The following is a 26,242-nucleotide window of genomic DNA, read 5'->3' as shown; positions in this document are numbered from 1 at the left end:
TAGACCTTTCAAACGCCAATTGCGCGCGATCTCGTCGATGACGAAGGGCTTCTCGACAATGTCATCCGCGCCGCGGGCTGTCCATTGCCTGGCTCTTATTCTTGGTCTGCTGATTTACCGAACACTAACCATGAAAAGTCGAGATAATTTGATTTAACGCAAAATTTTGAAGTTTCTCCTGAAGCTGCAGCCATTGGTTGTCCGGGGGCTGCAGATGACTTCTCAACAAGTTCGGCTAGGCCGCTTCAACGGCTATCGGTCCACGAAGCACGTCGTCGTACCGATGGCGTGTATACTTGTCATTTCTATCGTCCTCGTCTTGGCCTCCCTGGTCGTTAGCGCGGATCGGCAGAATAGACTTGAGGTAGAAGCCTCTACTCGCCTCGCCCAGACAGCGATCTCCGTAAAAACACGCGAAATCGCGCGAAATCTCAAGGATTATGCCGTCTGGCAGGATGTATACAACAATCTTCATCTGGCAGTGGATGTGGAGTGGGCGGGTACCGATGGAAACATCGGAGCAAATATTTTTGAAGGTCTCGGCTACGAGGCCGCGTTCGTTGTCAACAGCGATGGTGCTACAGTCTATTCCGTCATTGAGGGAATGCCAGCGCGGGTCAGTGCTCATTCATTCTTCCCGCAAGGGCTATCCAGATTGCTCGATCAAGCCCGCGCGGATGTCGAACCGGTAAAGGGAATGCTCAAGAGTGGTAGCGATGTCCTGTTCGTCGCTGCAACAACCATATTGCCGCCGTCGATCGAGCAGGCTTCCGTAGACCCGAAGACACTGTCGTTGTTGATCTTTGCCAAGAAGATCAACAACACCTTTCTCAGCCGAATGAGCCAAGACTATCTCTTGACGGGCGTTGCATTCAGTCCGGAAGCGGTTAACGAAGCAGGTGCGTCGCTTAGTCTCGCCTCATTCGATGGAGAGAACCTTGGTACGATCACCTGGCAACCAGCCAAACCAGGGTACAAACTTCTGCGCCTGCTTGCTCCCCCCCTTGCAATCTGTGTGCTTATTCTCGCCGTCTTTGCTGTACTGGTCGTTCGGAACATTCGCCGCTCTACGAAAGCGCTTGAGGATTCAGCCAAAACCGTGGCTGCCTTCGCGCAGACGCTGCAGGAAAGCGAGGCTCGGTTCAAGGACGTCGCTGAGGCGGCATCGGACTGGATTTGGGAATGCGACCCTCAACTTCAGATGATGTTTCTGTCGGCGCGGTTCTCCGAGGTTACCGGAATTGCCGCTGCGAACATACTCGGAAAGACGCTTCCGCAGTTCTTCGAAAGTGATAGCGGATCTGACGGATGGGCACGCCTTCTTGAAGAAACTTCAGATGGCAACGCGTTCAGAGACCTTCGGTGCCTCTATAAGGACGCGCACGGAATGACGCGTGTGTGTCGTCTGGCCGGTCGACCAATCCACAACGCGTCCGGCGAATTTGTTGGCTTCCGCGGTACTGCCACCGACATCACCGAGGAGGTCGAGGCCCAGGCACGCGCAAGTCACCTGGCGCTTCACGATGCGCTGAGCGGACTACCGAACCGAGTGCTGTTTCGTGAGAGGCTGAATGCGGCGCTAGCAAGCCACCGTAGAAACCGTTCCCGAGTTTCAGTCATCTGCCTTGACCTTGACCACTTCAAAGAGGTCAACGACACGCTCGGGCATGGTGCCGGCGACATTCTGCTGCGCCAGCTATCAGAACGGCTGCTCAACTGTGTACGGCCGACGGACACAGTCGCCCGTCTGGGCGGCGACGAGTTTGCGATCATTCAAGTGGGCGTCAATCAGCCTTTCGAAGCGGAGCAACTCTGTCGGAGGTTGATCGATGTTGTGCGCATGCCATTCGAGATTGAGGGTCAGGAGCTGTACGTAGGTGTCAGTCTCGGGATAGCTGTCTGTGAAACCGCGGAGAAAGACCCCGAACGCTTGCTGAAGAACGCTGACATAGCTCTTTACAGAGCGAAGCAGGCTGGGCGCGCCACTTACCGTATTTTCGAGCCCCAGATGGACAGGGAACTTCAGGAGCGAAAGGCGCTTGAACACGACCTTCGCCAGGCAGTACTGAAAAACCAGCTTGAACTCCACTACCAGCCGCTGATCGACGTTAACGACAACAGGGTCACGGCGGTTGAGGCGCTCGTACGTTGGCGGCATCCCACGCGTGGACTTGTACCGCCATCGGAGTTCATTCCTCTTGCCGAGGAAACCGGGTTGATCATCTCCCTTGGCGAGTGGGTCCTGGAGACTGCCTGCCGCCAGGCGCTGGAATGGCCTGACCTTCGTGTAGCCGTCAACCTCTCGCCCGTTCAGTTCCGAAGCCGAGAACTCGTTACCTTGGTGAAAGATGTGCTCGCCAAAACCGGACTTAAGCCGGATCGTCTCGAGTTGGAAATCACCGAAAGCGTCTTGATCAACGATGTCGATTCCGCGCTGGCAATACTGGGCGCCTTGAAAGCAATCGGCGTCAAAATCGCTATGGACGACTTCGGAACAGGGTACTCGTCTCTCGGCTATTTGAACTCGTTCCCGTTCGACAAAATCAAGATAGACAAGTCCTTCATTGGCGACATGAACAACAAGTCCGGAGCGATCGTAAAGTCCGTGATCAGCCTCGGCCAAAGTCTGAACATGGTCACAACCGCCGAAGGCGTCGAGACTGCAGAGCAAGCGAGCTTTTTGACTGAAGAAGGTTGCCATCAGCTTCAAGGATATTTCTACAGTCGGCCGGTGATGGCGCAGGAACTGGAAAAATTTCTTTCCGATTGGGTCGGGGACGAGGACCAGGCGTCCTCGGACGCCGCCGCTTAACATCGATCTCTAAGACAACAGGTTCCATGATGAATAACGCGCGTCACTTTGACCACGCCTTCAACGGTGCACATCATCTGTTAGAGCGTGTAGAGGCCAGTAGGCCGATCATCGATAGATCTCGCTTGGTCGGCCCGCCGCTTCCACAGTTCGATAGCGTGGATGCAATCATTGCAGAACTTCAGCCGACCGAACCCGTCTTCTGCATCACACCGTCAAAGCTGAAGGTGGCTGCCAAGCGTTTCAGCGCTTTCCCAGGTCGAGCCCTTTACGCGGTAAAGTGCAATCCGCATCCGGCAGTTCTTGAAACCCTTTTCAAGAGCGGGATCACCGATTTCGATGTCGCATCCCTCGACGAAGTAAGGCTGATCCACGGCCTTTTCGGAAAGGCTGCCGGACAGTTCTTTAATAATCCCGCGAAGTCGAGGCCGGCGGTTCGCCACGCTTCTTTCGATTACGGGATTCGGTTCTACACGGTTGATTGCGAGAACGAAGTAGAGAAGATTTTGCAGGTTGCCGACACCAGCAGCGATCTCATAATTGCGGTGAGATTGGCCACCAAGCCTGCCGACGCCCGCTATGTCCTTTCTACGAAGTTCGGCGCGCAGCCGCGCGAGGCGGTTCGTTTGCTGCAGATGATCAAGGGGTATGGCGTCAAGGCAGGCATCTCTTTCCACGTTGGTTCACAATGTCTGGCGCCCGAAGCATTCTCTGCCGCGATGTCACTTGCTGGACAAGTCGCTAGCAACGCTGGCGTTTCGTTGAGCGTCCTTAATGTGGGCGGTGGCTTTCCTGCACCTTATCCAGGTGATAGGGTGCAAGGGATCGAGAACTACTTCGCCCGGATTGTCGATGCTCGCAACAGTATCGATCTTCCCCGCGGCTGCATCCTGCTCTGTGAACCGGGGCGTTCCTTGGTCGCTGAGGCTGGCAAGACGATTGCCCAAGTCGTTGTACGTCGAGACCAAGCCATCTACCTCAACGATGGCGTCTTTGGCACACTCCAGGAACTCACTCATCCGAAAGAGCGCCGTCCTGTCCGTCTGATACGCCAGCATGCAAGGCCCGCTGCATCCATGGCAAACTTCAAGGTTTACGGCCCTACCTGCGATTCCAATGACGTGCTGGGTGCGCCGCTTTCGCTTCCAAACGATGTCCAAGAAGGCGACTGGATCGAATTTGGGATGATGGGCGCCTACAGCCTGTCGATGAGGACGAAGTTTAACGGCTTTTTCGCCGACCAGATCGTAGCCTTGGGAGAATAGGCCTATGTCTATGGGCTCGATCAACACTAAAAGACTTATGGCCACTATCGTCGGTGCAGCGGGCGTCGTGCTCTGGGCTACCGAGACAATGCTGGTCACTCTGACGACATCGGTGCCTCCACTACAAACCGTGGCAATAGCATTCTTCTTTGCTGCAGCCATGTCACCGATTGTCTGGTTGATCACCGGCTCTCACCCGCTGGAGGCGTTCAGGCAACCCCCTCGGGTCTGGTTCTTAACCGTCGGCTCGCTCGTGGGGTACCATAGCTGCATTTATTATGCGACCCAGCAGGCTCCGCCCGCTGCTGCTGCGCTCTTACAGTCGACGACGCCTCTGATGATCGTGCTAGCCTCCGCGTTTCTGCCAGGAGAGCGCTTGCGATGGTGGCACATCGTGGGTGCGGCTCTAGGATTCATAGGGGTAATGTTTCTCGTGGAAACAGGGGGCGACGCTGCGGAAACAGACTCGCCAATGTTCTATCTAGCGCTCATCGGAATCGCAGCTGCCATGTGGGGCCTGTACTCTGTCGTTGCACGGCTGCTGCCGGATGTTCCGTCGACCGCGCTGGGAATGTTCTATGCGGCGTCTGGCCTTGCTACATTTAGTGCGCACTTGCTTCTTGAGACGTGGGTCCCACCCGGGATCATGGAGTGGGCCGCAATGGCAGGGCTCGGAATATTTCCAATGGGACTGGCGATCTACTTCTGGGACTACGGGCTCAAGAAGGGGGATATGCAGGCACTGGGCGCATTCTCCTATGTCGAGCCATTCATCGGCGCCGTCATCGTGGCCCTGTTCACCGGTGCAGCCCTGACGCTGTCTCTTTTTTGGTCCGGCATATTGGTGGTGACAGGAGCCGTAATCGCCAGCGCCAGCCTTTGGGGACAAGGCGTTCGCGCCAAAGTGGAGGAAACATCGGGTTCGAAGAGTTTGGCATGGCTTGAGCAGGTAGGCAAAATTTCGACTGAGAGCGAATTTACAGCAATCAAGGTTCTAGTCTGCCAAAGACTTGCCGAGTTCGGCCAAGCAACCGCTGGTCGGAAACTACATGATCGAGAACTTGACGAGTTACTCTTGGCTCTTCGGTACCTGCTTGCGATCGAAGACGGCCTGGCTCAATCGCGGCAACTGCCGGGTAGTGAGCCGGTTGATCACCCAACTTTGGCGGCATAAACCTTTTGCCCGCCCGTCCTGGGCCTCCTGTAGGATAACCTCTCACACTGCTGGATGGGCAGGCAAAAAAAGGGGGCAATCATGCAAGGATCGCCTGGAGGAAACTCGCGCCCGAAAGCGCCTTTGTGGGTGGCGATTGCTATCGCGTGGGTTCAGGGGCCACGTTAAGCCGACTGAATCGACTTCGCTGCATGCAAGCCTTCATGTCGCTCCGTCGAAACCAGATCGCCCGGCCGCATCTGAGCGGCGGGTTGCCTGCTGTGAAGACGATCTGCTCGTCCGCTCGCATGCAGAGAACTTCATGGGGTAGAATGAGCGGTCGTGCTGCCAGCTGCTTCGAACGTGTCCGAGACGATCCGCGCGACTGGAAACTTCGGCTGACCTGGTCGATCTCGACAGTCGTCATGCCGCAGCGTCGGGAGATGTAATCGGCGGTTTCCGGATCATTGATAGCGGCGAAGCTTATCCAGCTTGCGCTCTCGAACCATTTGCTTGAAGCGTCACGACCACCGTAGGTCTCTCGCAGCTGCCCGATCGACTGGTAGATCATCGTCAGCGAGATGCCGTACTTGCGGCCTGCGTCTCGGGCCGTCTCAAGGATGCGCATGTATCCAAGCCGCGCAATCTCGTCGAGGAGAAACAGCGCGCGGCTTTCCATTGCGCCGCCGCGATTGTAGATGGCGTTGAGAAACGAGCCTATGACGACGCGCGCGAGGCCAGCATGGGTCTCCAGTGTCTTCAGGTCGATATTGATGAAGACGTCGGTCTCGCCCGAGGCAATGTCCTCCGTTCGGAACGTCGAGCCCGACACCAGTGCGGCAAAGTTCTGATAAGAGAGCCAGTGCGTATCCTTGATCGCGTTGGCATAGACCCCGCTGAATGTCTCCGGCGTCATATTGACGAATGCCGCAACGTTTTCCTTGACGAAAGCGGATCCCGAATTGCTGTAGATATCCTTAAGCCGCTGACGAAGCTGCGGCTCGGGCTCGGAAAGATTGGCGCGCACCTGGCGCAGTGTCTGCCGCTCCTTCGGTGTGTGGCCGGAGAGGCAAATGTCGGCGATGATCGCTGTCAGAAGCTGCAATCCGGATGCGCGGAAGAAATCGTCCCGGACGCCGCTGGGACGGCCGCTATCGCTCACAATCCAGGACGCGACCGATGCGATGTCTTCCTCCTTCGTGCCGCCATGCTGCCCCACCCAGTCGAGTGCATTGAAACCCGTGGAAGGCTTGCGCGGGTCAAGGATCCGGATCCGGCGTCCGGCGCTTTCCCTGTGCTTCGATACCATCGGAGCAACCTCGTTCGAAGGATCAAGAACGATGAGGGAGCCGCCCCATTTGAGCGATGTCGGGATGGTCACCGACGTTGTCTTGAAACCTCCCGATCCGGCAAATACGATTCCGTGCGATGATCCGAACGAACCGTCGAAGCAGAGAAGTGGCGACAGTCCCCCTGCCCCCCAGGTCTTTTGATTGTCGGGTCGGAAAGAGATGCCGGCGACGCTGTCGTGATCGACCCGGTACCGTTCGCCGACCACGATCCCGCCAGCGTCGGAAAGCAACTTTCCGGCCTCTTCGAGCTTCATCCAATCGGCCTCGCCATGGACCGCCCGCTTGCCATTGATCCGCTTCGGCGCAGCATGGGCGAAGGCGGCGTTGCCGACCATCGCTACACGTAACGCAAAGCACCCCAATACAAAAACAGCGGACGCGCCAATGATGGTTGCCGGGTCGAGGCAAGAGATCGCCCACCTTCCTTCCGGCTCATGTGCGGAAGACGCTGCAATCCGCATCGCCTCTCTTGAGACTGAAATCAGGAGGGCTCCGGCACTTCCAATGCTCGCGCCGCAGCCGGCGATGCGAATGCTCGGTGATCCAGCAGATGCAAAGAGGTATACCAGTCCGGTTGCGGCCGCAGAAACGTACGGTGCCGCGATCCCAATTCGTCCTAACGTGAGCTTTGCCGCTTCGGTTTTCCCGAAGCTGGCCAGCCATGTTTCCATGTCGGTCATCGCAAACACCGTGACGGTCATCAGCACCAGGGGCACGATGGCAAGAACGATCCTATTTGCCGCCACCGAAAGCCTCCGCACCGATTGCCATAAGCCTTGCCCGCTCATCTGCATCGTCCTTCAAACGACGACCAAGCTCGATCAGGGCACCGAGCAGGACCGCCCGCTTCTCATATCGAAGACCCGCCTTTACGATCAGGCCACCAAGCTCGATCTTGTCGCGTGTGTCCTTCTTGCGGACGTCGGAGGTCATGGTTCGTGCCATCCGCTCAAGCCTCACCACCGCTGCCCTGAGGCGCGCCAGACGCGAGCGCCGAGGGGGGAACAACGGCACAGCCTGCTGCGCCGGCGTCTTTCTTTCCGGTCGCATTTCCCTTGCCTGCGAGAAACCGTTTTGCGATCTCCTCGAAGGCGGCCAGAAGCTCGCCCTCGTCAATTTCGATATCGCCGAGGCCGGCCTTGAGCGCGATCCGGCCGATCCGTTCAGCTTCACGGGCCTCCGCGGCCTTGAGCGCCTCCTGCAGTTTGGCGATCTCTTCACGGATCCTGGAGGATGGCTTCTTCATGTCGGAACGTCTCCCCGGTTCTGAACTCGGTGCTGCTGAGGCACAGGGTCTCAGGGCCGAGGGCGGAGCGCACTACGGTCAATCCTGCAATCGCTAAGGGCGATGGCCTGGTGAATGATCCCGGCCGTTCCGAAGGAGCGGATCCGAAGGGCGCAATTATACGTCGCTGGTGGCGACGCTCTGTTTTGCTCCCTGGCGGGCTCGCCGCTCCCGACGAACGCATTGAGTTCGCTCGATCAAAGGAGCCGTTGCCGCCCATGGCCGTCCCGCACTTCTCCGTCAGCATCGTCGCCCGCGGCTCCGGCCGCAGCGCCGTGCTGTCGGCGGCCTACCGGCACTGCGCCAGGATGGACTACGAGCGCGAAGCCCGCACGATCGACTACACCCGAAAGCAGGGATTGCTTCACGAGGAGTTCGTCATTCCATCCGATGCGCCGGCGTGGCTGCGATCGATGATGGCTGATCGCTCGGTGTCGGGCGCCTCGGAAGCGTTCTGGAACAGGGTCGAGGACTTCGAGAAGCGCTCCGATGCGCAGCTTGCCAAGGACGTGACCATCGCCCTGCCGATCGAACTCTCTGTCGAGCAGAACATCGAGCTTGTCCGGGATTTTGTCGCAAGGCACATCACAGCCAAAGGCATGGTGGCGGACTGGGTGTTTCATGACGCGCCGGGTAATCCGCACATCCATCTGATGACCACCTTGCGGCCGCTCACCGAGGACGGGTTCGGGCCGAAGAAGGTTGCGGTTGCCGGTCCCGATGGCAAGTCTCTGCGCAACGACGCCGGCAGCAAAGTCTATCAGCTCTGGGCCGGTGGGCGCGATGAGTTCAATGCGTTCCGCGACGGCTGGTTCGTTTGCCAGAACCGCCATCTGGCACTGGCCGGTCTCGACATCAGGGTCGATGGCCGCTCCTTCGAGAAGCAGGGGATCGACCTGTCCCCGACAATCCATCTCGGCGTCGGCGCCAAGGCGATCGAGCGGAAGGCGGATGGGGCGGGAGAGCCGGTTTTGCTGGAACGGCTGGAGCTGCAGGAGCAGCGCCGTGCCGAGAACGCAAGGCGGATCCAGCGCAATCCGGAGATCGTGCTCGAGCTGATCACGCGGGAGAAGAGCGTCTTCGATGAACGCGACATCGCAAGGATCCTGCATCGCTACGTCGACGATGCCGGCCTCTTCCAAAGCCTGATGGCGCGCATCCTCCAGAGCCCTGTGACCTTGCGTCTCGATCGGGAGAGGATCGACTTTGGCACCGGTCTGCGCGCCCCGGCAAAGTACACGACGCGTGAGCTGATCCGGCTGGAAGCGGAAATGGCCAATCGCGCGACCTGGCTGTCGCAGCGATCCTCGCATGGCGTTCGGCAGTCTGTGCTTGAGGCAACATACGCGCGCCATCACCGGCTGTCGGAGGAGCAGAAGACAGCGATCGGACATGTTGCCGGCAACGAGCGGATCGCCGCCGTCATCGGCCGCGCCGGCGCCGGCAAGACGACGATGATGAAGGCCGCGCGCGAGGCGTGGGAAGCGGCCGGCTATCGGGTCGTCGGGGGTGCGCTTGCGGGCAAGGCAGCGGAGGGTCTGGAGAAGGAAGCAGGCATTTCCTCCCGTACGCTGTCCTCCTGGGAGCTTGGCTGGAGCAAGGGGCGCGGCCGGCTCGACGCCAGGACGATCTTTGTTCTCGACGAGGCCGGCATGGTGTCGTCGCGGCAGTTGGCGCGGTTCGTCGAAGCCGCTACATGGGCCGGCGCCAAGCTCGTCCTTGTCGGTGATCCCGAACAGCTGCAGCCGATCGAGGCCGGTGCTGCCTTCCGGGCGATTGCCGATCGCATCGGCTATGCCGAGCTCGAGACGATCTACCGCCAGCGCGAGCAATGGATGCGCGACGCTTCGCTCGATCTCGCCCGCGGCAATGTCGGAAAGGCGGTCGAGGCCTATCGCGCCAATGGCAGGATGATCGAGGCCGGGCTGAAGGCCGATGCGGTCTCGAAGCTGATTGCCGATTGGGACCGCGACTATGATCCGGAAAAGTCTTCCCTGATCCTCGCCCATCTTCGCCGTGACGTGCGGATGCTGAACGAACTGGCGCGTGCAAGGCTCATCGAGCGCGGGATCATCCAAGCCGGTTCGGCATTCAGGACCGCGGACGGAAGTCGCAGCTTTGCCGCCGGCGACCAGATCGTCTTCCTGAAGAACGAGAGCTCGCTCGGCGTCAGGAATGGCATGCTGGCCAAGGTCGTCGAGGCCGCACCCGGTCGCATCATTGTCGAGATTGGCGATGGCGAGCACCGCCGCCAGATCCCGGTCGAGCAGCGCTTCTACAACAATGTCGATTATGGCTATGCCACCACCGTGCACAAGAGCCAGGGCGCCACCGTCGACCGGGTCAAGGTGCTGGCATCGCTTTCGCTGGACCGCCACCTCACCTATGTCGCGATGACGCGTCACCGTGAGGATCTCGGCGTCCATTACGGCCGCCGATCCTTCGCCAGGGCCGGCGGGCTGGTCCAGATCCTGTCGCGCAGGAACGCCAAGGAAACGACGCTCGACTATGCCGGCGGCAGCCTCTACCGGCAGGCACTCCGCTTTGCCGAGGCGCGCGGCCTTCACATCGTCAATGTGGCCAGAACCATCGCCCGTGACCGTCTCGAATGGACGGTGCGCCAAAGAACAAGGCTCACCGATCTGGCCGGCCGGCTCGTGGCCATCGGCGTAAGGATCCGGCTCTCCACGGCCGCAACGAAAGCAAATGCGAATACCGCAAAGGAGGCACGGCCCATGGTGGCAGGAATGACCACCTTCCCGAAATCGATCGATCAGGCTGTCGAGGACAGGCTTGCGGCCGATATGGGCCTGATGCAGCAATGGGAGGAAGTCTCGATGCGTTTCCATCATGTCTATGCCCAGCCCGAAGTCGCCTTCAAGGCGATCAATGTCGACGCAATGCTGCGGGATCAGGGGGCAGCGTCAAAGACGATCGCAAGGATCGCCGGAGAGCCGGAGGCGTACGGTGCGCTCAAGGGCAGGACCGGTGTCTTCGCAAGCCGCGCCGACAAGTCTGATCGAGACCGAGCGCTGAAGAATGTGAAGCCGCTCGCCGACAGTATCAGTGACTATTTCCGCCAGCGAAGCAAGGCCGAGAGGCGGAGCCATGCCGAGGAACTGGCTGCCCGCAAGAAGGTCGCGGTGGAGATCCCCGCCCTGTCGGCCAATGCGACAGGCGTGCTCGAACGTGTGCGCGGCGCCATCGATCACAACGATCTTCCGGCAAGTCTGCAATACGCGCTCGCCCACGAACAGGTGAATGCCGAGCTTGAAGGCTTTGCCAGGGCGGTCGCCGAGCGTTTCGGGGAGCGAACCTTTCTTCCGCTTGCAGCCAGGGACACCAGCGGTGAGGTGTTCAGGCAGGTCACTGCCGGCATGAGCGCTAGTCAGAGGAACGAGGTCCAACGGGCCTGGAACATGATGCGGACGGTGCAGCAACTGTCGGCCCATCAGCGCACGGTGGCAGCGCAAAAAGCCTCGGAAGCGCTGCGCCAGACCAGGAGCCAGGGGCTCACGCTTAAATGACGGTTTCGGCTGAAAATCCCGTGTCGCTTCGCGCCAGGAAGAAGGTGGTGCTTTTTGTGCTTGGCGCATCGGTGCTCATGACGTTCGTCGGGATTGCCGCTCTAGGAATGATCGGCTTCCGGGTCAACCTCACCCCGAGCGAACCGACAGGTCTCTGGCGAGTACTCCATCTGAATCGGTCGATCCGCAACGGCGATCGCATCTTCATATGCCCACCTGCAACTGACCTCATGCGCGAGGCGCGCAGGCGCGGTTACCTTCGTCACGGGCTTTGTACATTCGGCGTCGCCCCGCTGATAAAGACCGTCGTGGCAACGTCCGGTCAGGTCGTTGCGGTAGACCGCGCGGTGCACATCGACGGCAAGCAACTCCCTCACTCGCAGGTCATGCTGTTTGACGGACGAGGGCGCCGTTTGATGCGATATGAGGGCGGCGTGGTTCCGCCCGGTACCGTGTTTCTTCATTCCGGTTTTCCAGGGTCCTTTGACTCCAGATACTTCGGTCCTCTCCCGATCGAAAATGTCCTCGGACTGGCGCAGGAGGTCTTTGCCTATGCACCGTGACCTTGCCCGCGCGGCGTTGCTCATTGCGGCCTCTGCAGCTGCTGGCTGGGTTGCCTGGAACGGGAATGTTCTCCTTCTTCCGGTGGCCGCTGCTTTCCCCGCAGTCTGGTCGCTCGCCAGAACACGCTGGCAGGCGGCCGCCGTATCCGCCGCCTACTTCCTCGCCGCATCGCGTGGCTTGCCACAAGGCGTTGCAAACTTCTATTCGACAGATGTCTGGGCGGGTCTGCTGCTTTGGCTCATGGCCTCGATCGCCTTCGTCATCGTGCATTCGGCGCTATGGACGAGCCGCGCCAGGTTGCAGAAACCGATTCGCTACTTGGTCGTATGTCTTGTAATGGCCGTTCCCCCGTTTGGAATTATGGGATGGGCGCATCCGATCACAGCGGCAGGCGTTGTATTTTCAGGCAGGGGGTGGTGGGGTCTGGCTGCGATGGCAGCCGGCCTGGCGCTCATGACGACGCGTCATCGGCCGGCTGCAGCCATGGCCATGACGGGCTTATGGCTCTGGTCCGCCGCTGAGTGGACGACGCCGAACCCAGATCGGTCGTGGCGAGGTGTCGATCTGCAATTCGGAGCCTCACTTGGGCGCGACACCAGTCTTGCTCGGCAAGAGGCGATTGTCGAACTCGTCCGACGTCACCCATCCGGAACGACGGTGGTGCTGCCGGAAAGCGCCATGGGCTTCCTTACCCCGACCGTCAGCCGCTTTTGGCAGGCGAACCTTGCTGAAGCAGGGATTACCGTGATCGCCGGCGCGGCGATCGTCGATGAGGGAGGATATGACAATGTACTGGTGAGGATTTCCGCCGCAGGCAGTGATATTCTTTACCGCGAGCGGATGCCCGTACCAGGATCCATGTGGCAGCCTTGGCTGGCTCTTACTGGTGAGGATGGCGGAGCCAGGGCGCATATCATCGGTGCCGCAGTCGCGTCGGTTGAGGATATCACGATCGCACCGCTGATCTGCTACGAGCAACTTCTCGTCTGGCCTGTCCTTCAGTCCGTTCTCCATCATCCCGATGTCATCGTCGCGGTTGGGAACGGCTGGTGGACCGCCGGGACGTCGATCGTCGAAATTCAACGGGCGAGCACTGACGCTTGGGCTCGCCTGTTCAACCTGCCTTTCGTCCTTTCATTCAACACCTGAATCACGGAGCTCCGATGCTGCATTGGTCAAGGAGTGTGCGGCCCCCCGTTTAAGCGGCGATCGACCAGCAATTCGTCACGGCGGTGGGGTCTGATGATCCGCTTGCCATAACGGTGAGATGCGGAGATCGTCTAATGCTGGTGCCAAAACCCGCTTGCGCAGGCGTGTAGCTGCGTGATGTGGCGGCCATGATCATCCTCCTTTTTTGAAGAGCGATTGGGATGTGCATGGCTGTATTTGGGAACGGCACGCGAGGCTCACTCTTCGATGCCAATGACTGTAAGCATTCCCGCAAGGGCCAACATTCCGGGATCGTCAAGGTCCCTGCTGCGTTCTGGCCACAAGCGGGCACGGCCAACCCGACATGGCTTGCCCCTGAACGCCTGAATGGCATCTTGCGACGCCGATTTCGCCCCCGAAGCAATCTCGGCTGGTGTTGAGCAGGATTCGATCATGATTATGATCGCGTCTAGGCTGTCAATGATTGTCTTGTCACCAAGTTCCGAGCGCCCCAGTGAGAGCATTTCATCTCGCGCGGCCTTCAACATTTGCGACAGGTCGGTGAGCGGCAGGCTTGAGCGGTCGCCACAGAACTGGCCCATCGCCAATAGCGCAGCGCTGACGAGCGTTCCGAGACTTGATCCCGTGCTGCCAGCTGCCGCCTTCGCCATCGACATGAAGGTCTCGCCCAGGGTGTCGCATGCGGGCTGCGCTGCCTCGACCGCTGTCAACAGGCGTACCAGCATGGTCCCGGTGTCACCGTCGCCAAGACGGCTATCAGCCAGGTTCAAGTCCTGTTCCATAGATCGAGCCGCGTCGGCGAATTGGGCCGCAACATGGACGATGCCTTGGCATGTTACGGTCATTGGACTCTCCAGAAGGGCGATGCTGCGGGCGCAGTGAACAGCGGTTCAATATCCTGATCGACAAAGCATACGCTGATCGACAGACCGGCCATTTCCATCGATGTTGCAAAGGAACCGACAAAGGAATGCGACAACGAGATCCCCTTTGCCGACAGCACTTCGTGCGCGCGCCGGACGGCGATGTAGAGTTCATCGACCGGCGTGGCGCCAAGGTTGTTCACGAGTAGAACGGCTGGACCGGCCGCACCCTGTATCTCTCGATCCTCAATCAGTCTTTCGATCATTTCATCCACCAGTGTATCGGCCGGTCCCATTGGCTTCCGCCAGATTCCAGGTTCTCCATGAATTCCGATTCCAAGTTCAACGTCGTCAGGGCCCATGTCCGCAAGCGGCGCACTGGCAGCCGGCAAGCGGCAGCCGGACCATGCAACCCCTATCGAGTGTGTCGAGGCTACGGTCTTCTCGGCAATCTGCGCGACTTCCTCGAGTGAAGCGCCTGCTTCTGCCGCAGCACCAGCGGTCTTGAAGGCAAGGACAAGGCCCGCAACGCCTCGTCGCTTGTGGCGCTCCGAACGGGGAGCACTGGCGATGTCGTCCGTACCAAGCACACTGCGCACTGCCGTAGCGCTGGTCATTTTTGCAGCCATCTCGAAGTTCATCCGATCACCACCGTAGTTTCCATAAAGGAGCAAGACGCCGGCACCAGCGTCAGCCATATCAATCGCATCTATGCAGGACTGTAGTGTCGGCCCTTCGAAGACGTTGCCGACAGCGCAGCTATCCAGAAGCCCATGTCCGATGTAGCCGCAAAAGAGCGGCAGATGGCCCGATCCGCCACCGGTGGCGATGCCAACCTTGCCTCTTCTCACGCCGTTGCGCCGGATGATGGTTCGACCGGTCTGGCCCGCCCGTACCAGATCTGGGTGAGCTGCGACCAATCCCGACAGACTTTCGTCGACATAATTCGAAGGGCTATTCATAAATTTCTTCAAGACGTGCTCCTTTGGTGCTCAAAATGACGAAGCCAGCGAGGCTTTTTGAGATTTGAACTGGATGGGCTCCCTTTCGACGCCATACGCCGCTCCAGCGCCCGAACCGCAAGCGAGGCAGACCAGGCAATGGTGAAGTACAATCCCGCGGTGAGCGCAAAGATGTGCAAAGGCAAGAAACTTTCCGACATGATCGCGCGCGAAGTCAGAGTCAGTTCCGGAACAGCGATCAGCGCACAGATCGAACTGTCCTTGAGAAGAGAAATAAGGTTCACGAGCAGTGGTGCCTGAATGTGGCGGATTGCCTGCGGCAGCAGCACGTGGCGAAACGTCTGGGCGGGCGTAAGGCCAGCCGCGAGGGCCGCCTCGCGCTGACCCGCCGCGATGATGCCAAGGCCAGCTCGAAACACTTCAGACAGATATGCGCCGTAGACAATCGCAAGCCCCAAGGCTCCGGCAGCGAAGGCCTCGAGCACAATCCCGACGCCGGGTAATCCGAAGTACAAGAGATAGAGGACGACAAGGACCGGTACGCCACGGGCTATGACGACGTAGGAACTGGCAATGGTTCGAGGAAGCATCCTGGTGCGGGTCCGAAGGTATTCGATCATCAAACCGATCAGGAATGCCAGGCAAAACGCCGCCATGGTCAAGGCCAGGCTTGTCCAAAGCGCGTCAAGCAGCCGTGGACCCCAGTCGGCGAGATTGGCGGCCATGGTTTCCAGGAAAGTCATATCAATACTCCAGCCGGCGTTCGGCGAGCGTAAACGCCTGACCGACGACAAAGGTGAGCGCAAGATAAAAAAGGGCCGCTGCGCTGTAGACTGCGGCAGTGGCGAATGTCTCGTTCACTATCTGCCGAGCATTGAACATCACCTCCGGGGCGGCGATGGCAGCCACGAGAGAGGTATCCTTGACGAGGCCTACGGCATAGTTTCCAAGCGGAGGTAACGACAGGCGCAAACCCTGTGGCAGGATCACCAGGCGGAAAGCAATGAGGGGACGAAGGCCAATCGCAGCCGCAGCCTCACTCTGACCCTTCGACACAGACCGAAAGCCCGCAAGATAGATGTCGGTGACGACAGCGCTGCCGATCAGTCCAAGGCCCACCACCGCCGCCGTCATGGACGACAATCGCACGCCAGTGGCGGCCAGTCCAAAATAGAGCAGAAAGAGAAAGGTGAGGCTCGGAATGTTTCGGAGCGTTTCGACATAGATGCGAATTGCAAGGACTGCGATGCGATTGGATGTCAGATGCTCGATCGTTGCAAGAACAAGGCCGAGCGCGAGCGCGACAGCCAATGCGCCGGCACTCACCTCCACGGTGACGATGGCGCCTGACAGGAGCGCGTCGACAATTCGCTCCAACAAATGGGGGGTCATTGGCAGCTACCTGACAGGCTCGAGAGAAAGCGCTGGAGCCGCGGCTCCTTTGGACGGTCCAGAAGTTCGCGGGCGGACCCTTCCTCGACGACAGCTCCCCCGTCCATAAACAGGATGCGATCGGCGACTTCGCGCGCGAAGGCAATTTCGTGGGTGACGAGCATCATGGAGCGCCCTTCGCTTGCCAGCTCCTTGATGACATTCAGCACCTCTCCTACGAGCTCGGGGTCGAGCGCCGAAGTAGGTTCGTCAAAAAGCAGAAGCTTGGGGCGTTGGGCGAGCGCTCGGGCAATCGCTACCCGTTGCTGCTGCCCGCCAGAGAGCTGCCCCGGAAACGCCGACGCCTTGTGGGAAAGGTGAACCTTGGCAAGCAGTTCGTCGGCCAGTTCGGCGGCTGCCGAAGCGGACAGACCTCGTACTATTCTGGGCTGAAGCGCCACGTTTGTCCGGACATCGAGGTGCGGCCAAAGATGAAAATGCTGAAAAACCATCCCGATATCTGCGCGCTGGGGCGCTAGCTCTGCATCCGTGAGCTGCCGCCCGCTCGGATGCCGGCCGACCAACTGGCCGTCGAGCCTGATCTCCCCGCTTGTCGGGGGAGCCAGATAATTTACAGCGCGCAGGCAGGTGGATTTTCCAGAACCACTTGGCCCGATCAATGCGATGCGTTCGCCACGTCGAAGTGAGAAGGAGACTTCCTTCAGCACGGCGAGATTGCCGTAGGATTTGTTGAGTTTTTCTACAGTGAGAAGAGTGTCGTCAGGCATGAGCGCCTCCACGCAGGAAAAGTGCGACCGGCGAGCCGGTCGCAAGGGACATTTATTGTCCGCAGACGGGCGGCTTCCAGGTTTCCGGGCGGTCGATGCCAGCACGAAAGTTCTGTGGCGAAGGCGTGAAATTTGCCTCGCTGATGTTACCGTATTTCTGGCCGATAACCTTGACCTCGCAGGTGTCCCAAAGCTTGCGAATTTCGGCACTGAGCGCGTCGGCAAGTGCCTCGTTTTCTTTCGACAGACCGAAAACGTATTGCCGGCCAACCCCTGTCAGTAGCGGGAAATCAGGGTTGTTGTCCGTGAAGGGCAGATTGGCCAGCCCCCAGTCGGGATTCTTCGAGATCGCATAGTCGATCACCGGCGGGTCGCCGACCAGCGCCTGGATGCGCCCTGTCGTCAGGTCACGCAATGCTGCATCCGAGCTGTCATAAAGCGCCAGTTCCAGGCCGGAGATGCGCCGGAGCTCGGGCAGGAAGGAAAAGCCTGTGATCGAGCCGACCTTCTTGTCTTCAAGATCGGACAGGGCATGCCAACCTGTCTCCGTCTTGGACGTGATCCCGTTCTGGAAATAGCCGGTTGGATCGGTCAGGGCCAGAGTGGCGGCCCTTTGCTCTGTCCAGGCTACGTTGCCGCCGATGATGTCGACACGACCGGTCTGGACGCCGGCAATCGCTCCCGACCATTCCATCGGTACCGGCTTTATGGAAAGGCCAAGGCGATCGGCTGCAATCTGCAGGATCTCCCCGTCATAACCGACAAGTTTGCCGTCGCGTGCCACAAGTCCCGGCATGTCGCCTGTGATTGCCACCGACAACGTGCCAACCTCGACAAGCTTGTATTTTGTGGTGTCGTCTGCCCGCGATGACGCCAGGCTCAGCCCCGCCAGAAAAGCTGCTGCACTACCGATCATGACTGTCCGTTTCGTTACTCTCATTGTCGTCATTCCCCTTCCTTCCTGTGAGATCGACTGGGTTTGGCCGGCGACGGGTTGACCGCCGCTGGATCTGGGATCTTGCTGAACCTGGTCATGGACAGCCCTGCGAGCGACGTCGGCGAGCTGCCGTCGATGGCAAGCTCGGCCAGGACCGCACCGACGGCGGGTCCGAGCTGAAAACCGTGACCGGAAAAGCCGAACGCGTGGTAGAGATTGGAGGTTGTCGGACTGGGCCCGACGACCGGCAAGCCATCGGGCATCCTGCCTTCGATGCCGGTCCAGCTGCGGACGACTAGAACATTTGCGAGCGCCGGGATCATGTCGATCACCGCCTTGGCCGCCTCCATGGTCACGGCCGCAAGCGGTCTTGCCCGAAGGCTGTCCCTGTCCGCGATTCCGAGACCGGAACCGAAGATTATGCTTCCGTGTCCGGCCGCCTGCCTCACATAGAGGCCGCCTCCGCAGATTCCGAGGTTGGGACCGATCAGCGGCCCGATCGGTTCGGTGACGCACATGTTTGGTGCCATCACCTCTTCCTTGACATTGTCGCCGAACCATCCTGCAATTTTTGCGCCCCAGGCTCCTGCAGTGTTGACCAGACGGCGGGCTCGGATCGGCCTGTTGTCCCCTGCGACAAGGATCTCGAACCCGTCCGGCGATAGAGCTGCGTCTTCGACCGGGCATCCTTCGCGCACAACTGCACCCAGTTGTCGGGCCGCACGCGCAAAAGCCGGAGCGGCCAGCCGTGGATTTGCCTGCCCGTCCTCAGCGCAGAGCGAGGCACCTGAATAGCGGTCATCGATGTAAGGGAAGCGATGACGCAAGTTCGCGCGGTCAAGAATTTCGAGGGTAATGCCGTGATTTGCCGCGACCGCCTGGTGGGCGACAAGTTCGACCATGTCCTGGTCGTTCCGGGCGAGTTTCAAGTGGCCGGTCGCGACAAACTCGCAGCTGCAGCCAACCAGGTTGTCCAGTTCGCCCCATATTCCCCGACTGCGCTTTGCAAGTGGCAACTCCGCGGGGTGGCGCCCCTGCTGGCGTACACCGCCATAATTGACGCCGCTCGCCTGTCCCCCGCACCGACCGCGTTCGAGGAGAACGACGGATGCCCCTTTCTTTCTTGCGTGAAATGCCGCTGAACAGCCGGCGAGCCCACCGCCGATGACGGCAAGGTCAAAGACTGTCATCGCGGCCTCCTGCCAGCGTCGCAAGGACGAGCGGCTTTATCGGAGCTTGCCCCCGAAGCCGGCCAACATGACTGACCTCGGTCGATGCAACAGATGCAATCAATTCGGCCGCGGCCGGGCCGCAGACCCGGCCCTGGCAGCGTCCCATGCCGAGGCGTGAAAATGCCTTTACGCGATTGATGTCGCTTTCCCCGGACAGCCGCACGATGTGGCGCACGGCACCAGCAGTCAGTCCTTCGCAGCGGCAGATGACGGCCTCATCTGGTATTTCTTTCACTTGAGCGACGGGAAACGCAAATACCGTGTCCAATACCTTTCGAAATCGCACCGCCCGCTCGATTTTCCGGCGCAACGATGCGACGTGTCGAGATTGACTGGCTCCCATGTCCGACAAGAGCGCCCGGGCCGCGAGTTCACCAGCAATCGAAGCGATCACGCTTCCACGGATTGAGACCCCGTCTCCGGCAAGGTAAACGCCGGCAACCGAACTACGGCCATCGCGATCAGTTGTCGGCAACCACTGGGCTTGCTGCTGATCGTAATGGAAGTTGACGCCAAGCAGGTCTGCAAGTTGTGTCTCGGCCTTCAGGCCATAGCCGATCGCAACAGCGTCGCAGTTCAGGGTCGATTCACTCACATCCCCGTTGCAGCGATAGCGCAATCCGCTGGCTCTGCCATCAGGTCCATGCAGGATCTCGAGCGGTTCGACACCTGTCCTTATCGGGACGCCGTTCGCTTTGAGCCAGCCAATGTAATAGATGCCTCTTGCGAGGGTTATCCCTCCGGACGCTAGCGCCAGAAGGTCGGGAACGTGTCGGAAAGGCTGCCCGGTTTCCAGCACTGCGACAACACGTGCGCCGGCACGAGCGTATTGGTAGGCGACCAGATAAAGCAGCGGGCCGCTGCCCAGAAATATGACGTTCCTTCCAATGACCGAGGCCTGCGCCTTGAGCGCGATCTGGGCAGCGCCCAGGGTGAATACACCCGGTGCAGTCCAACCCGTCGTCGGCATGATGCGGTCCATGGCCCCGGTTGCTAGAATGAGCCGGCACCATGGTTGGCGGCTGGTCCTGTTGCCACGCACGAGATGAGCAAGGCCCGGTTCGACCGCCCAGACCGCCGTCTCGGGGTGGTAGGTGATCGAGGACTGCAATGACGCAAATGTATCCTGCAGCCGCCGTGCGCGGCGGGCATCCAAGCCGTAGAGCTTCGCCTCACTCCGCTTCAACGCATCCGTTGGACGGCGAAAGATCTGGCCGCCCGGGCACATTCCCTCGTCGACGACAACCGGCCTGTGCCCGGCAGCCACCAGCGTTCGCGCCGCGCTGACACCCGCAGGTCCAGCGCCGACAATGACGATTGGGCGATCATCCGTCATCGGACCAGTCCAGATGCGTTCGTGCAAAGGCGCATGCCGTCTTCGACAAGGGTTGAGCACGCGCGGATGCGTTCTCCGGTTGCGGTCCACAGCCAGCAGTCCTGGCAGGCACCCATGTTGCAGAAACCGGCTCGCTTCTCGTCGCGGAATTCGAAGCTTCGGATATGACCGAGTTCGGCATTCAGTGCGGTGAGAACGGTCTCGCCCTCGTGTGCTGAAATTCTGTGGCCATCGACCATCAGTTCAATTTGAGCCGACAGTGGGCGACCAAGTCGCCTCAGCCCTTTCGCGTGGGTTCCCTGCAACCTGCTTTCTCCTTCGTGCAGTTGATAGTTGCAGGCTAGTAATCCATAATATGGAAGTCAATTTTTGAATCATCCATATGGCAGAAACTCTAGCTACACGTGCTCGAAAGTTGAGAACGACCTGTGGTAGCAGTCGAAAGGATACTTATGTCGAATACCGTCACTCAGCAGCTTGCTGCCTTTTCCAGCTCCGTCACCAAGGTTTCGGGAAAGCAGCTTGAGGCCTCATGCAGAACACTGCTCGACACGCTCGGGGTTGCTGCATGCGGCGCAGCGACCCCGGCGGGTCGGGCGTCTCAATTGGCCGGGCCGGGAATATGGGGCCTTGGCTCATCGCCGATCTGGTTTTCCAACAAACGATTGACGCCGTCCGGAGCCGCCTTCGTAAACGCGGCCTTTGCATCAAGTCTCGACCTGGACGACGGGCATCGTGCGGCGGCCGGCCATCCCGCCGCAGCCATCGTTCCAGCGGTGCTGGCCTTGCGCGAAAGCCAGGAGACCACGGGCCATAAATTGTTGTCGGCAATTGCAATCGGATATGAAGTTGCCGTTCGTGCGGCCGCCTCGCGTGACATCAATAGTCTCAGAACCACCGACACGGGTCTTTGGTGCGGATATGGCGTGGCGGCAGCCACAAGCTGGCTCATGCAGCTTCCCGAGCCGGTAGCAGCCCATGCCATGGCCATCGCCGGCCAGACCGCAACCGGTCAGTTCGGCACCGGTTGGACCCGGCTCGGTCACACGGTCAAGGAGGGCATTCCCTGGGCGAGCGCCAGTGGCGTACAATCGGTGGCGCTCGCGGCCGCAGGTCATAAAGGCCCGCTCGATATACTCGATGAGGTTTCGCTCTACGACCAGAAGCGGCTCATTCAGGGTCTTGGGGAGAGCTGGGCAATCGAGCAATCCTATTTCAAGCGCTACAGCTGCTGCCGATGGGCTCATGCTGCGATCGATGCGGCGGTGCAGCTGAAGGAACGTCTTGGTGTATCGGCCCTTGAGATTGACGCGGTCGTTGTCGAGACGTTCGCCCGCGCGTTGTCGTTGCCGAACCAGGCCGCACCGGCTTCGCACGAGGCTGCGCAATATAGCATTCCGTTCTGCGTTGCCGTTGCGCTTCTTCGGGGGACGGCTGCGCTGATGCCGCTGGAAGATGGGCACCTCGTCGACAATGATACGCTCGCACTTTCTTCGCGAGTTCGGCTGGCCGCGAGCCCACGCTATGCTGGAGCCTTTCCGGCGACTACGCCGGCCAGCGTTTCCATCTCGGCCAGGGGAAGATCGGCGAGCCTGGAGATCGAGATACCGAAAGGTGATCCTGGCAATCCCATGAGTGATAAGGAGCTTGGCGACAAGTTTTTGGCGCTGACATTGCGCAGGCCGATGTCACAAACGCAATCGGAAGCGATCGCTGTGGCCATCCGCTCGCTATTGGACGATGCGCCAACGGAGCCGCTGTTCAATGGCCTTTGCAACCCGTCATAGTCATTCTACAAAGCTGCCATCTGACCTAATTGGTCAGTTGGCAGACGTGTGAGGTTGATATGGCGAAGGATGAGATCGCGGCAACGGGGACCCAGTTGTTGGACAGAGCGGTCGCGATCTTGAAGTTTCTTGGCGAAGTCGGCCAGAGTGGCGCGACCATGTCCATGGTTGGCGAAGTCATGGGGCTGAAACAGCCAACAGTGCATCGAATTGTAACTGCGCTTGAACGCCATGGCCTGGTTGAGAGGGAACGTGAAACAAGGCGCTACCGTCTTGGACTGGCCCTGTTTGCCATGGGAGCGGCAGCAGCAGACGGTACAGGCTTGAGGACCCTCGCACGCCCTGCCCTTTTGCGACTATCCTCAGAGACTGGCGATTCCGTTTTCCTGATGGCTCGAGCAGGGTTCAATTCCGTCTGCGTCGACCGTCAGCAAGGAACCTACGTGGTCGACAGCCTGACAGGTCATACCGGAGGGCAGATCCCGATGGGTGTCGGGCCCGCGAGCCAAGCAATTCTGGCTTTTTTGCCACCCACGGAGGCTGAGGTGGTCGTGAAGGCGAATGCACCCCTTTACAAGCAGTTTGGCAAGCTGACAGAAAGAGCGGTCACTGACGCCTTGATCGAAATTCGCCAGAATGGCTATGCAGTGGATCGCGGCGCGCTTGTGGCCGGGATCTCTGCTGTAGCAGTGCCAATCCTGCCGCCTGGAAGGGATGCGGTCGCCGCAATCGCGATCAACCTGACAAGCGCGCGCCTTACGGACGATCGCCTTCCCCGTCTGGTCGAGATGCTGAAGGACGAAGTTCGCAAGATCGAGGCCGGCCTCAATCCCCTGGACGAGCCGAGGCTCTCCTAGTCCGGACGGTTATCAGGCAGGTAGACCTGAAGCCGGCCCAACGCTCTTCCATATCCAGGAAAATGCGGGCAAGACGAATTTCGGGTAAGCGCCGCTTGCCCTACACAGTTGTTGCAATCGTCCCCAAGCGGGTGATCCTTGCCGAAGAACCTCCTTGTGCAACCCGGATAACACGAGCGCTGCGTCGATTCCCAGGTTGTTTGCACCGGCAATGTCCGTCTCGAGACTGTCTCCGATTGCAAGAACCATACGCGATGGCACGCCGAGAAGGCGAAGGGCATGCTCATAGGCTGGCCGGTAAGGCTTTCCATGATAGACAACCGTTCCACCCAGCTGTTGGTATCGACAGGCGAGGGTGCCCGCGCAATCAATCAGTGTGTCACCCAGCAGGACGGTCCGGTCAGGGTTTGCGCACACCATCTCAAGGCCCCTCGAAAGAGCTTGACCAAGCGTGCACTCGAGCTCCTCTGCAGTCTCCACCATTCCGGTTGCAAGCACGAAACGCGCATTCTTGATCGACCGGGTCAGAGTTCGTCCGGAGCCAGAAAGAAGATGGCTCAGTTCGGCGGGGCCCATGTGGAAGTAATTGCCGAGATCGCCGTGCAAGCGTTCCGCACGAGAGGTCAGCGCCTCGAAGACGAGCTCGCCAGATGTAACGAGACCAGCGTAGAGATCCTGCGTGAAGCCCATTTCGGCAAGGCGCATCGCCACTTCCTCACTCCTTCGCGGGGAATTGGACAAGAGACAAACCACAATGCCTTTCGATCGCAGCCGATGAAGTGCATCGATAGCGCCTTCCAGCGGTCTGGCACCGTCATGTATCGTTCCAAAAAGGTCAAGGATGATCCCTTGATAGGTTTCGGCGATGTCGCAAAGTCGCACCATCGGGGCTAGTGGCATTGCGGTCCTCCTAGCGACGCCACGATTGCTGCGGCAGAAGGTGGGCGACTATCGCGACGATGATGACGCTGCCTCCTAGCATGCTGGAGGTTGCGGGACGTTGGTCGAAAAACAGCCAGACCCAGAGCGGTGACAGGGGCGCCTCGACAAGTGATAGGAGTGCCACTTCACCACTTGGAAGTAGTCTCGCGCCGAGGCTGTAGAGGACCAGTCCACCCGCCATCTGCACGATTGCAAAGCATAGCAGCGTCGAAAACTCTTTGATGCTGACGCTCACAGCGGGTGCAAGCCATATGGCCACTGCGGTCACGGCGCAATTGGATGCTGCGATGACCCAAAGGATACTGCCGCTGCCGGCTCGCAGTGAAACGGTCATGGCGGCCATTGATATTGTCATGAGAAGGGCAAGGAGGTTGCCAAGCTGGCCAGCTGTGGAGCACCCTGTGCCTGCAAAGATGAAAAGCGTCCCAAGCAGGATGACCCCAGAGAGAACCAGCGTTGCCCGGGTGGGTCTTTCTCGCAGAAAGAGGCTCGAGGCGACGGCCGCAACGAGCGGAAGCGAAGCGTGGATCATTGCAACGTTGGCAACCGATGTCAGCTGAAGTGCCGGGACGAAGGCCAGCATTCCGGTTGCTGAAAAGAGTGTCGCAATGGCACCCGCCCGGTCCATTGCGGCCGCTTTGAACGGATCGCGCCATAGGAATGCTGCCACGGCCAGAACTGCGAGCGCGCCAAGGAGGCTGCGCCAGAAGAGGATTGCCCAGACGTTCATCGGCGTGAGAAACCCCATGAACAGTCCCGCAGTGCTCCAAAGCGTGGCAGCTGAAACCACATAGATGGGACCGAGCTGGCGAGCGTTCATGGATCTTCAGGGTTTGCCTGCCCGCCTGCGAGGGTGTCGACCAGATCGGCATAGTGATGGGGGCAGTTCGTTCCAAGCCTCACGAGGAGCTCTTGAGGGACGGTATGGACCGCTTTTGCCATCGTCTCGACTGGCAGGCTTGGCCCAACAAACTCGACGGCCTGTCCCTCGGTGCACAGCCTTGATGGGACGTCACTCAAATCGAGAGCCACATATTCCATCGCAACTCGGCCGACGACCGGCGCTCGATGGGAGCCAATCATTGCGGAAACGGCATTCCCCGCCGACCATGGAAGTCCATGTGCGTAGCCGAGGGCGACGATCCCTATGCGCATCGACCGGGTGGCGCGGAAACTTGCTGCGTAGCCGACGATTTCGCCGTAATGGACGGTCCTGACTTCTGCAAGCCTTGCGAAGAGTTGCACGACGGGCCGCAGCAGATTTGGCTTAATACCGGCATTGTTCAGACCGAAAAGAGCCGATCCCGCTCGCACGAGATCGAAATGATAGCGCGGACCGAGCCAGACTGCTGCTGAAGCTGCGAGGCTCTTCTTGTCTGGCTGGAGCATTTGACACATCCCAACGAACCGGTCGCGTTGCAGACGGTTCGTTGTGTTGAGTATCTCGTCGGCACAAGCGAGATGGCTGATCACGAGGTCTGGCCGGCGGCGAGCCATATGCGCAAATGCCCGGACCTCGGCAAACGTAAGGCCAAAGCGCGAGAAGCCTGTGTCAATGCTCACCATGAGCATTGGGAGCCTTCGGGCTGCGAGTGCCTCCCGCAAGCGACCGCAGACGGGTGTCAGCCGGTAAGACTGATAGATCTCGATGTCGCATTCTTCAGCTCCAGCGAGGATGTTCAGCTGGACCAATTTTGGAAACCTTGCGCGGATCTGAATTGCCTCACGAAGATCGGCGACGAAGAATGTGTGACATCCAGCATCCAAAAGCGCCGGAACGACAAGGTTCGCGCCAAGGCCGTATGCGTCACTTTTGACCACCGCCGCAACGTCTGTTCCTGATCCGACAAGGGTCTTGAGATAGCGGAAGTTTGTGGCGATCGCATTCAGATCGATGCGTAGTTCGGGTTCCCGCTCATGATGCGCCCGCACTTTCATTTGCAACCCCTGATAAGGAATCTGATTGCAATATAGCGAAAATTGATTCAATATACAACTATAGATTGCTGAATCGTGTTGGCGAATAGTCTGGGAGGGCT

Annotated in this window: 24 protein-coding genes; 9 read left to right on the top strand and 15 right to left on the bottom strand. The window is 59.5% G+C overall.

The window, feature by feature from the left end:
* Positions 1-214: 214 nt before the first annotated feature.
* The 3 genes from ACXAGF_RS22655 to ACXAGF_RS22645 are packed head-to-tail and all read left to right on the top strand — an operon-like array spanning position 215 to position 5,251.
* A complete protein-coding gene (locus ACXAGF_RS22655) occupies positions 215-2,812 on the top strand; it encodes a bifunctional diguanylate cyclase/phosphodiesterase (protein WP_475019812.1) in 2,598 nt (865 codons plus the stop codon).
* 26 nt (positions 2,813-2,838) lie between these two features.
* Complete coding sequence (locus ACXAGF_RS22650) at positions 2,839-4,077, top strand: type III PLP-dependent enzyme (protein WP_475019811.1); 1,239 nt, start codon at positions 2,839-2,841, stop codon at positions 4,075-4,077.
* A gap of 4 nt (positions 4,078-4,081) precedes the next feature.
* Positions 4,082-5,251, top strand: coding sequence for a DMT family transporter (locus ACXAGF_RS22645; protein WP_475019810.1), 1,170 nt, complete (start codon positions 4,082-4,084; stop codon positions 5,249-5,251).
* Between the two features lie 139 nt (positions 5,252-5,390).
* On the opposite strand, the gene traG is transcribed toward ACXAGF_RS22645, so the two are convergent.
* From traG to traC, 3 genes are read right to left on the bottom strand one after another with little or no spacing between them, the layout of a single operon-like run.
* Positions 5,391-7,328, bottom strand: a complete 1,938-nt coding sequence (gene traG, locus ACXAGF_RS22640) for a Ti-type conjugative transfer system protein TraG (protein WP_475019994.1) — start codon at positions 7,326-7,328, stop codon at positions 5,391-5,393.
* Positions 7,315-7,527, bottom strand: a complete 213-nt coding sequence (traD, locus tag ACXAGF_RS22635; RefSeq protein ID WP_475019809.1) for a type IV conjugative transfer system coupling protein TraD — start codon at positions 7,525-7,527, stop codon at positions 7,315-7,317. Before traD ends, traG begins: the two co-directional genes overlap by 14 nt.
* A gap of 4 nt (positions 7,528-7,531) precedes the next feature.
* Complete coding sequence (gene traC / locus ACXAGF_RS22630) at positions 7,532-7,828, bottom strand: conjugal transfer protein TraC (protein ID WP_475019808.1); 297 nt, start codon at positions 7,826-7,828, stop codon at positions 7,532-7,534.
* A 257-nt stretch (positions 7,829-8,085) separates the two neighbouring features.
* On the opposite strand from traC, the gene traA reads away from it, so the two are divergent.
* From traA to ACXAGF_RS22610, 4 genes are all read left to right on the top strand, one after another.
* Positions 8,086-11,394, top strand: coding sequence for a Ti-type conjugative transfer relaxase TraA (gene traA, locus ACXAGF_RS22625; RefSeq protein WP_475019807.1), 3,309 nt, complete (start codon positions 8,086-8,088; stop codon positions 11,392-11,394).
* Positions 11,391-11,957: a conjugative transfer signal peptidase TraF gene (traF, locus tag ACXAGF_RS22620; protein WP_475019806.1), complete on the top strand. Its 567-nt coding sequence runs from the start codon at positions 11,391-11,393 to the stop codon at positions 11,955-11,957. The genes traA and traF overlap by 4 nt, the downstream gene beginning before the upstream one ends.
* Positions 11,947-13,107 carry a conjugal transfer protein TraB gene (locus ACXAGF_RS22615; protein WP_475019805.1) on the top strand — a complete coding sequence of 387 codons (1,161 nt, stop codon included), beginning with the start codon at positions 11,947-11,949 and terminating at the stop codon, positions 13,105-13,107. Before traF ends, ACXAGF_RS22615 begins: the two co-directional genes overlap by 11 nt.
* Positions 13,108-13,190: 83 nt before the next feature.
* On the top strand, positions 13,191-13,277 hold the full coding sequence (locus tag ACXAGF_RS22610; protein ID WP_475019993.1) for a hypothetical protein: 87 nt from the start codon (positions 13,191-13,193) through the stop codon (positions 13,275-13,277).
* Between the two features lie 87 nt (positions 13,278-13,364).
* Here ACXAGF_RS22610 and ACXAGF_RS22605 read toward each other — a convergent pair whose 3' ends face one another.
* Genes ACXAGF_RS22605 through ACXAGF_RS22565 form a run of 9 tightly spaced genes read right to left on the bottom strand, consistent with a single transcriptional unit; the run spans position 13,365 to position 20,922 of the window.
* A complete protein-coding gene (locus tag ACXAGF_RS22605) occupies positions 13,365-13,973 on the bottom strand; it encodes a dihydroxyacetone kinase subunit L (protein ID WP_475019804.1) in 609 nt (202 codons plus the stop codon).
* Positions 13,970-14,965 (bottom strand): dihydroxyacetone kinase subunit DhaK, encoded by a 996-nt coding sequence (locus ACXAGF_RS22600; protein WP_475019803.1) that lies wholly within the window; start codon positions 14,963-14,965, stop codon positions 13,970-13,972. Before ACXAGF_RS22600 ends, ACXAGF_RS22605 begins: the two co-directional genes overlap by 4 nt.
* Entirely contained in the window at positions 14,962-15,696 is a 735-nt protein-coding gene (locus ACXAGF_RS22595; protein ID WP_475019802.1) for an amino acid ABC transporter permease, read from the bottom strand. The genes ACXAGF_RS22600 and ACXAGF_RS22595 overlap by 4 nt, the downstream gene beginning before the upstream one ends.
* Position 15,697: 1 nt before the next feature.
* The gene (locus ACXAGF_RS22590; RefSeq protein WP_475019801.1) at positions 15,698-16,345 is read right to left on the bottom strand and encodes an amino acid ABC transporter permease; all 648 of its coding nucleotides are present in this window, start codon (positions 16,343-16,345) and stop codon (positions 15,698-15,700) included.
* The gene (locus tag ACXAGF_RS22585; protein ID WP_475019800.1) at positions 16,342-17,112 is read right to left on the bottom strand and encodes an amino acid ABC transporter ATP-binding protein; all 771 of its coding nucleotides are present in this window, start codon (positions 17,110-17,112) and stop codon (positions 16,342-16,344) included. The genes ACXAGF_RS22590 and ACXAGF_RS22585 overlap by 4 nt, the downstream gene beginning before the upstream one ends.
* 52 nt (positions 17,113-17,164) lie before the next feature.
* On the bottom strand, positions 17,165-18,028 hold the full coding sequence (locus tag ACXAGF_RS22580) for a substrate-binding periplasmic protein (protein ID WP_475019799.1): 864 nt from the start codon (positions 18,026-18,028) through the stop codon (positions 17,165-17,167).
* Between the two features lie 29 nt (positions 18,029-18,057).
* The gene (locus ACXAGF_RS22575) at positions 18,058-19,239 is read right to left on the bottom strand and encodes an NAD(P)/FAD-dependent oxidoreductase (protein WP_475019798.1); all 1,182 of its coding nucleotides are present in this window, start codon (positions 19,237-19,239) and stop codon (positions 18,058-18,060) included.
* A complete protein-coding gene (locus tag ACXAGF_RS22570; RefSeq protein WP_475019797.1) occupies positions 19,226-20,617 on the bottom strand; it encodes an FAD/NAD(P)-dependent oxidoreductase in 1,392 nt (463 codons plus the stop codon). The genes ACXAGF_RS22575 and ACXAGF_RS22570 overlap by 14 nt, the downstream gene beginning before the upstream one ends.
* Positions 20,614-20,922, bottom strand: coding sequence for a (2Fe-2S)-binding protein (locus tag ACXAGF_RS22565; protein WP_475019796.1), 309 nt, complete (start codon positions 20,920-20,922; stop codon positions 20,614-20,616). The genes ACXAGF_RS22570 and ACXAGF_RS22565 overlap by 4 nt, the downstream gene beginning before the upstream one ends.
* 147 nt (positions 20,923-21,069) lie before the next feature.
* On the opposite strand from ACXAGF_RS22565, the gene ACXAGF_RS22560 reads away from it, so the two are divergent.
* Together ACXAGF_RS22560 and ACXAGF_RS22555 are read left to right on the top strand one after the other, a co-directional pair.
* The gene (locus ACXAGF_RS22560; protein WP_475019795.1) at positions 21,070-22,404 is read left to right on the top strand and encodes an MmgE/PrpD family protein; all 1,335 of its coding nucleotides are present in this window, start codon (positions 21,070-21,072) and stop codon (positions 22,402-22,404) included.
* Between the two features lie 59 nt (positions 22,405-22,463).
* On the top strand, positions 22,464-23,261 hold the full coding sequence (locus ACXAGF_RS22555; RefSeq protein WP_475019794.1) for an IclR family transcriptional regulator: 798 nt from the start codon (positions 22,464-22,466) through the stop codon (positions 23,259-23,261).
* Between the two features lie 12 nt (positions 23,262-23,273).
* On the opposite strand, the gene ACXAGF_RS22550 is transcribed toward ACXAGF_RS22555, so the two are convergent.
* Genes ACXAGF_RS22550 through alr form a run of 3 tightly spaced genes read right to left on the bottom strand, consistent with a single transcriptional unit; the run spans position 23,274 to position 26,141 of the window.
* Positions 23,274-24,161, bottom strand: a complete 888-nt coding sequence (locus ACXAGF_RS22550) for a TIGR01459 family HAD-type hydrolase (RefSeq protein ID WP_475019793.1) — start codon at positions 24,159-24,161, stop codon at positions 23,274-23,276.
* A 10-nt stretch (positions 24,162-24,171) separates the two neighbouring features.
* Entirely contained in the window at positions 24,172-25,023 is an 852-nt protein-coding gene (locus ACXAGF_RS22545; RefSeq protein ID WP_475019792.1) for a DMT family transporter, read from the bottom strand.
* The gene (gene alr, locus ACXAGF_RS22540) at positions 25,020-26,141 is read right to left on the bottom strand and encodes an alanine racemase (RefSeq protein WP_475019791.1); all 1,122 of its coding nucleotides are present in this window, start codon (positions 26,139-26,141) and stop codon (positions 25,020-25,022) included. The genes ACXAGF_RS22545 and alr overlap by 4 nt, the downstream gene beginning before the upstream one ends.
* Positions 26,142-26,242: the final 101 nt, after the last annotated feature.

Source organism: Mycoplana sp. ABR4_002, from assembly GCF_056159645.1.
This window is presented reverse-complemented; position numbering and strand designations above follow the sequence as displayed.

Bases quoted from the DNA above. Each gene is read 5' to 3' on its own strand.
- ACXAGF_RS22545 (WP_475019792.1), bottom strand. From the start codon at position 25,023: ATGAACGCTCGCCAGCTCGGTCCCATCTATGTGGTTTCAGCTGCCACG.
- ACXAGF_RS22595 (WP_475019802.1), bottom strand. From the start codon at position 15,696: ATGACTTTCCTGGAAACCATGGCCGCCAATCTCGCCGACTGGGGTCCA.
- ACXAGF_RS22585 (WP_475019800.1), bottom strand. From the start codon at position 17,112: ATGCCTGACGACACTCTTCTCACTGTAGAAAAACTCAACAAATCCTAC.
- traD (WP_475019809.1), bottom strand. From the start codon at position 7,527: ATGGCACGAACCATGACCTCCGACGTCCGCAAGAAGGACACACGCGAC.
- alr (WP_475019791.1), bottom strand. From the start codon at position 26,141: ATGAAAGTGCGGGCGCATCATGAGCGGGAACCCGAACTACGCATCGAT.
- traA (WP_475019807.1), top strand. From the start codon at position 8,086: ATGGCCGTCCCGCACTTCTCCGTCAGCATCGTCGCCCGCGGCTCCGGC.
- traC (WP_475019808.1), bottom strand. From the start codon at position 7,828: ATGAAGAAGCCATCCTCCAGGATCCGTGAAGAGATCGCCAAACTGCAG.
- ACXAGF_RS22590 (WP_475019801.1), bottom strand. From the start codon at position 16,345: ATGACCCCCCATTTGTTGGAGCGAATTGTCGACGCGCTCCTGTCAGGC.
- ACXAGF_RS22615 (WP_475019805.1), top strand. From the start codon at position 11,947: ATGCACCGTGACCTTGCCCGCGCGGCGTTGCTCATTGCGGCCTCTGCA.
- ACXAGF_RS22605 (WP_475019804.1), bottom strand. From the start codon at position 13,973: ATGACCGTAACATGCCAAGGCATCGTCCATGTTGCGGCCCAATTCGCC.
- ACXAGF_RS22555 (WP_475019794.1), top strand. From the start codon at position 22,464: ATGGCGAAGGATGAGATCGCGGCAACGGGGACCCAGTTGTTGGACAGA.
- traF (WP_475019806.1), top strand. From the start codon at position 11,391: ATGACGGTTTCGGCTGAAAATCCCGTGTCGCTTCGCGCCAGGAAGAAG.
- ACXAGF_RS22560 (WP_475019795.1), top strand. From the start codon at position 21,070: ATGTCGAATACCGTCACTCAGCAGCTTGCTGCCTTTTCCAGCTCCGTC.
- ACXAGF_RS22655 (WP_475019812.1), top strand. From the start codon at position 215: ATGACTTCTCAACAAGTTCGGCTAGGCCGCTTCAACGGCTATCGGTCC.
- ACXAGF_RS22550 (WP_475019793.1), bottom strand. From the start codon at position 24,161: ATGCCACTAGCCCCGATGGTGCGACTTTGCGACATCGCCGAAACCTAT.
- ACXAGF_RS22570 (WP_475019797.1), bottom strand. From the start codon at position 20,617: ATGACGGATGATCGCCCAATCGTCATTGTCGGCGCTGGACCTGCGGGT.
- ACXAGF_RS22650 (WP_475019811.1), top strand. From the start codon at position 2,839: ATGATGAATAACGCGCGTCACTTTGACCACGCCTTCAACGGTGCACAT.
- ACXAGF_RS22645 (WP_475019810.1), top strand. From the start codon at position 4,082: ATGTCTATGGGCTCGATCAACACTAAAAGACTTATGGCCACTATCGTC.
- ACXAGF_RS22580 (WP_475019799.1), bottom strand. From the start codon at position 18,028: ATGATCGGTAGTGCAGCAGCTTTTCTGGCGGGGCTGAGCCTGGCGTCA.
- ACXAGF_RS22575 (WP_475019798.1), bottom strand. From the start codon at position 19,239: ATGACAGTCTTTGACCTTGCCGTCATCGGCGGTGGGCTCGCCGGCTGT.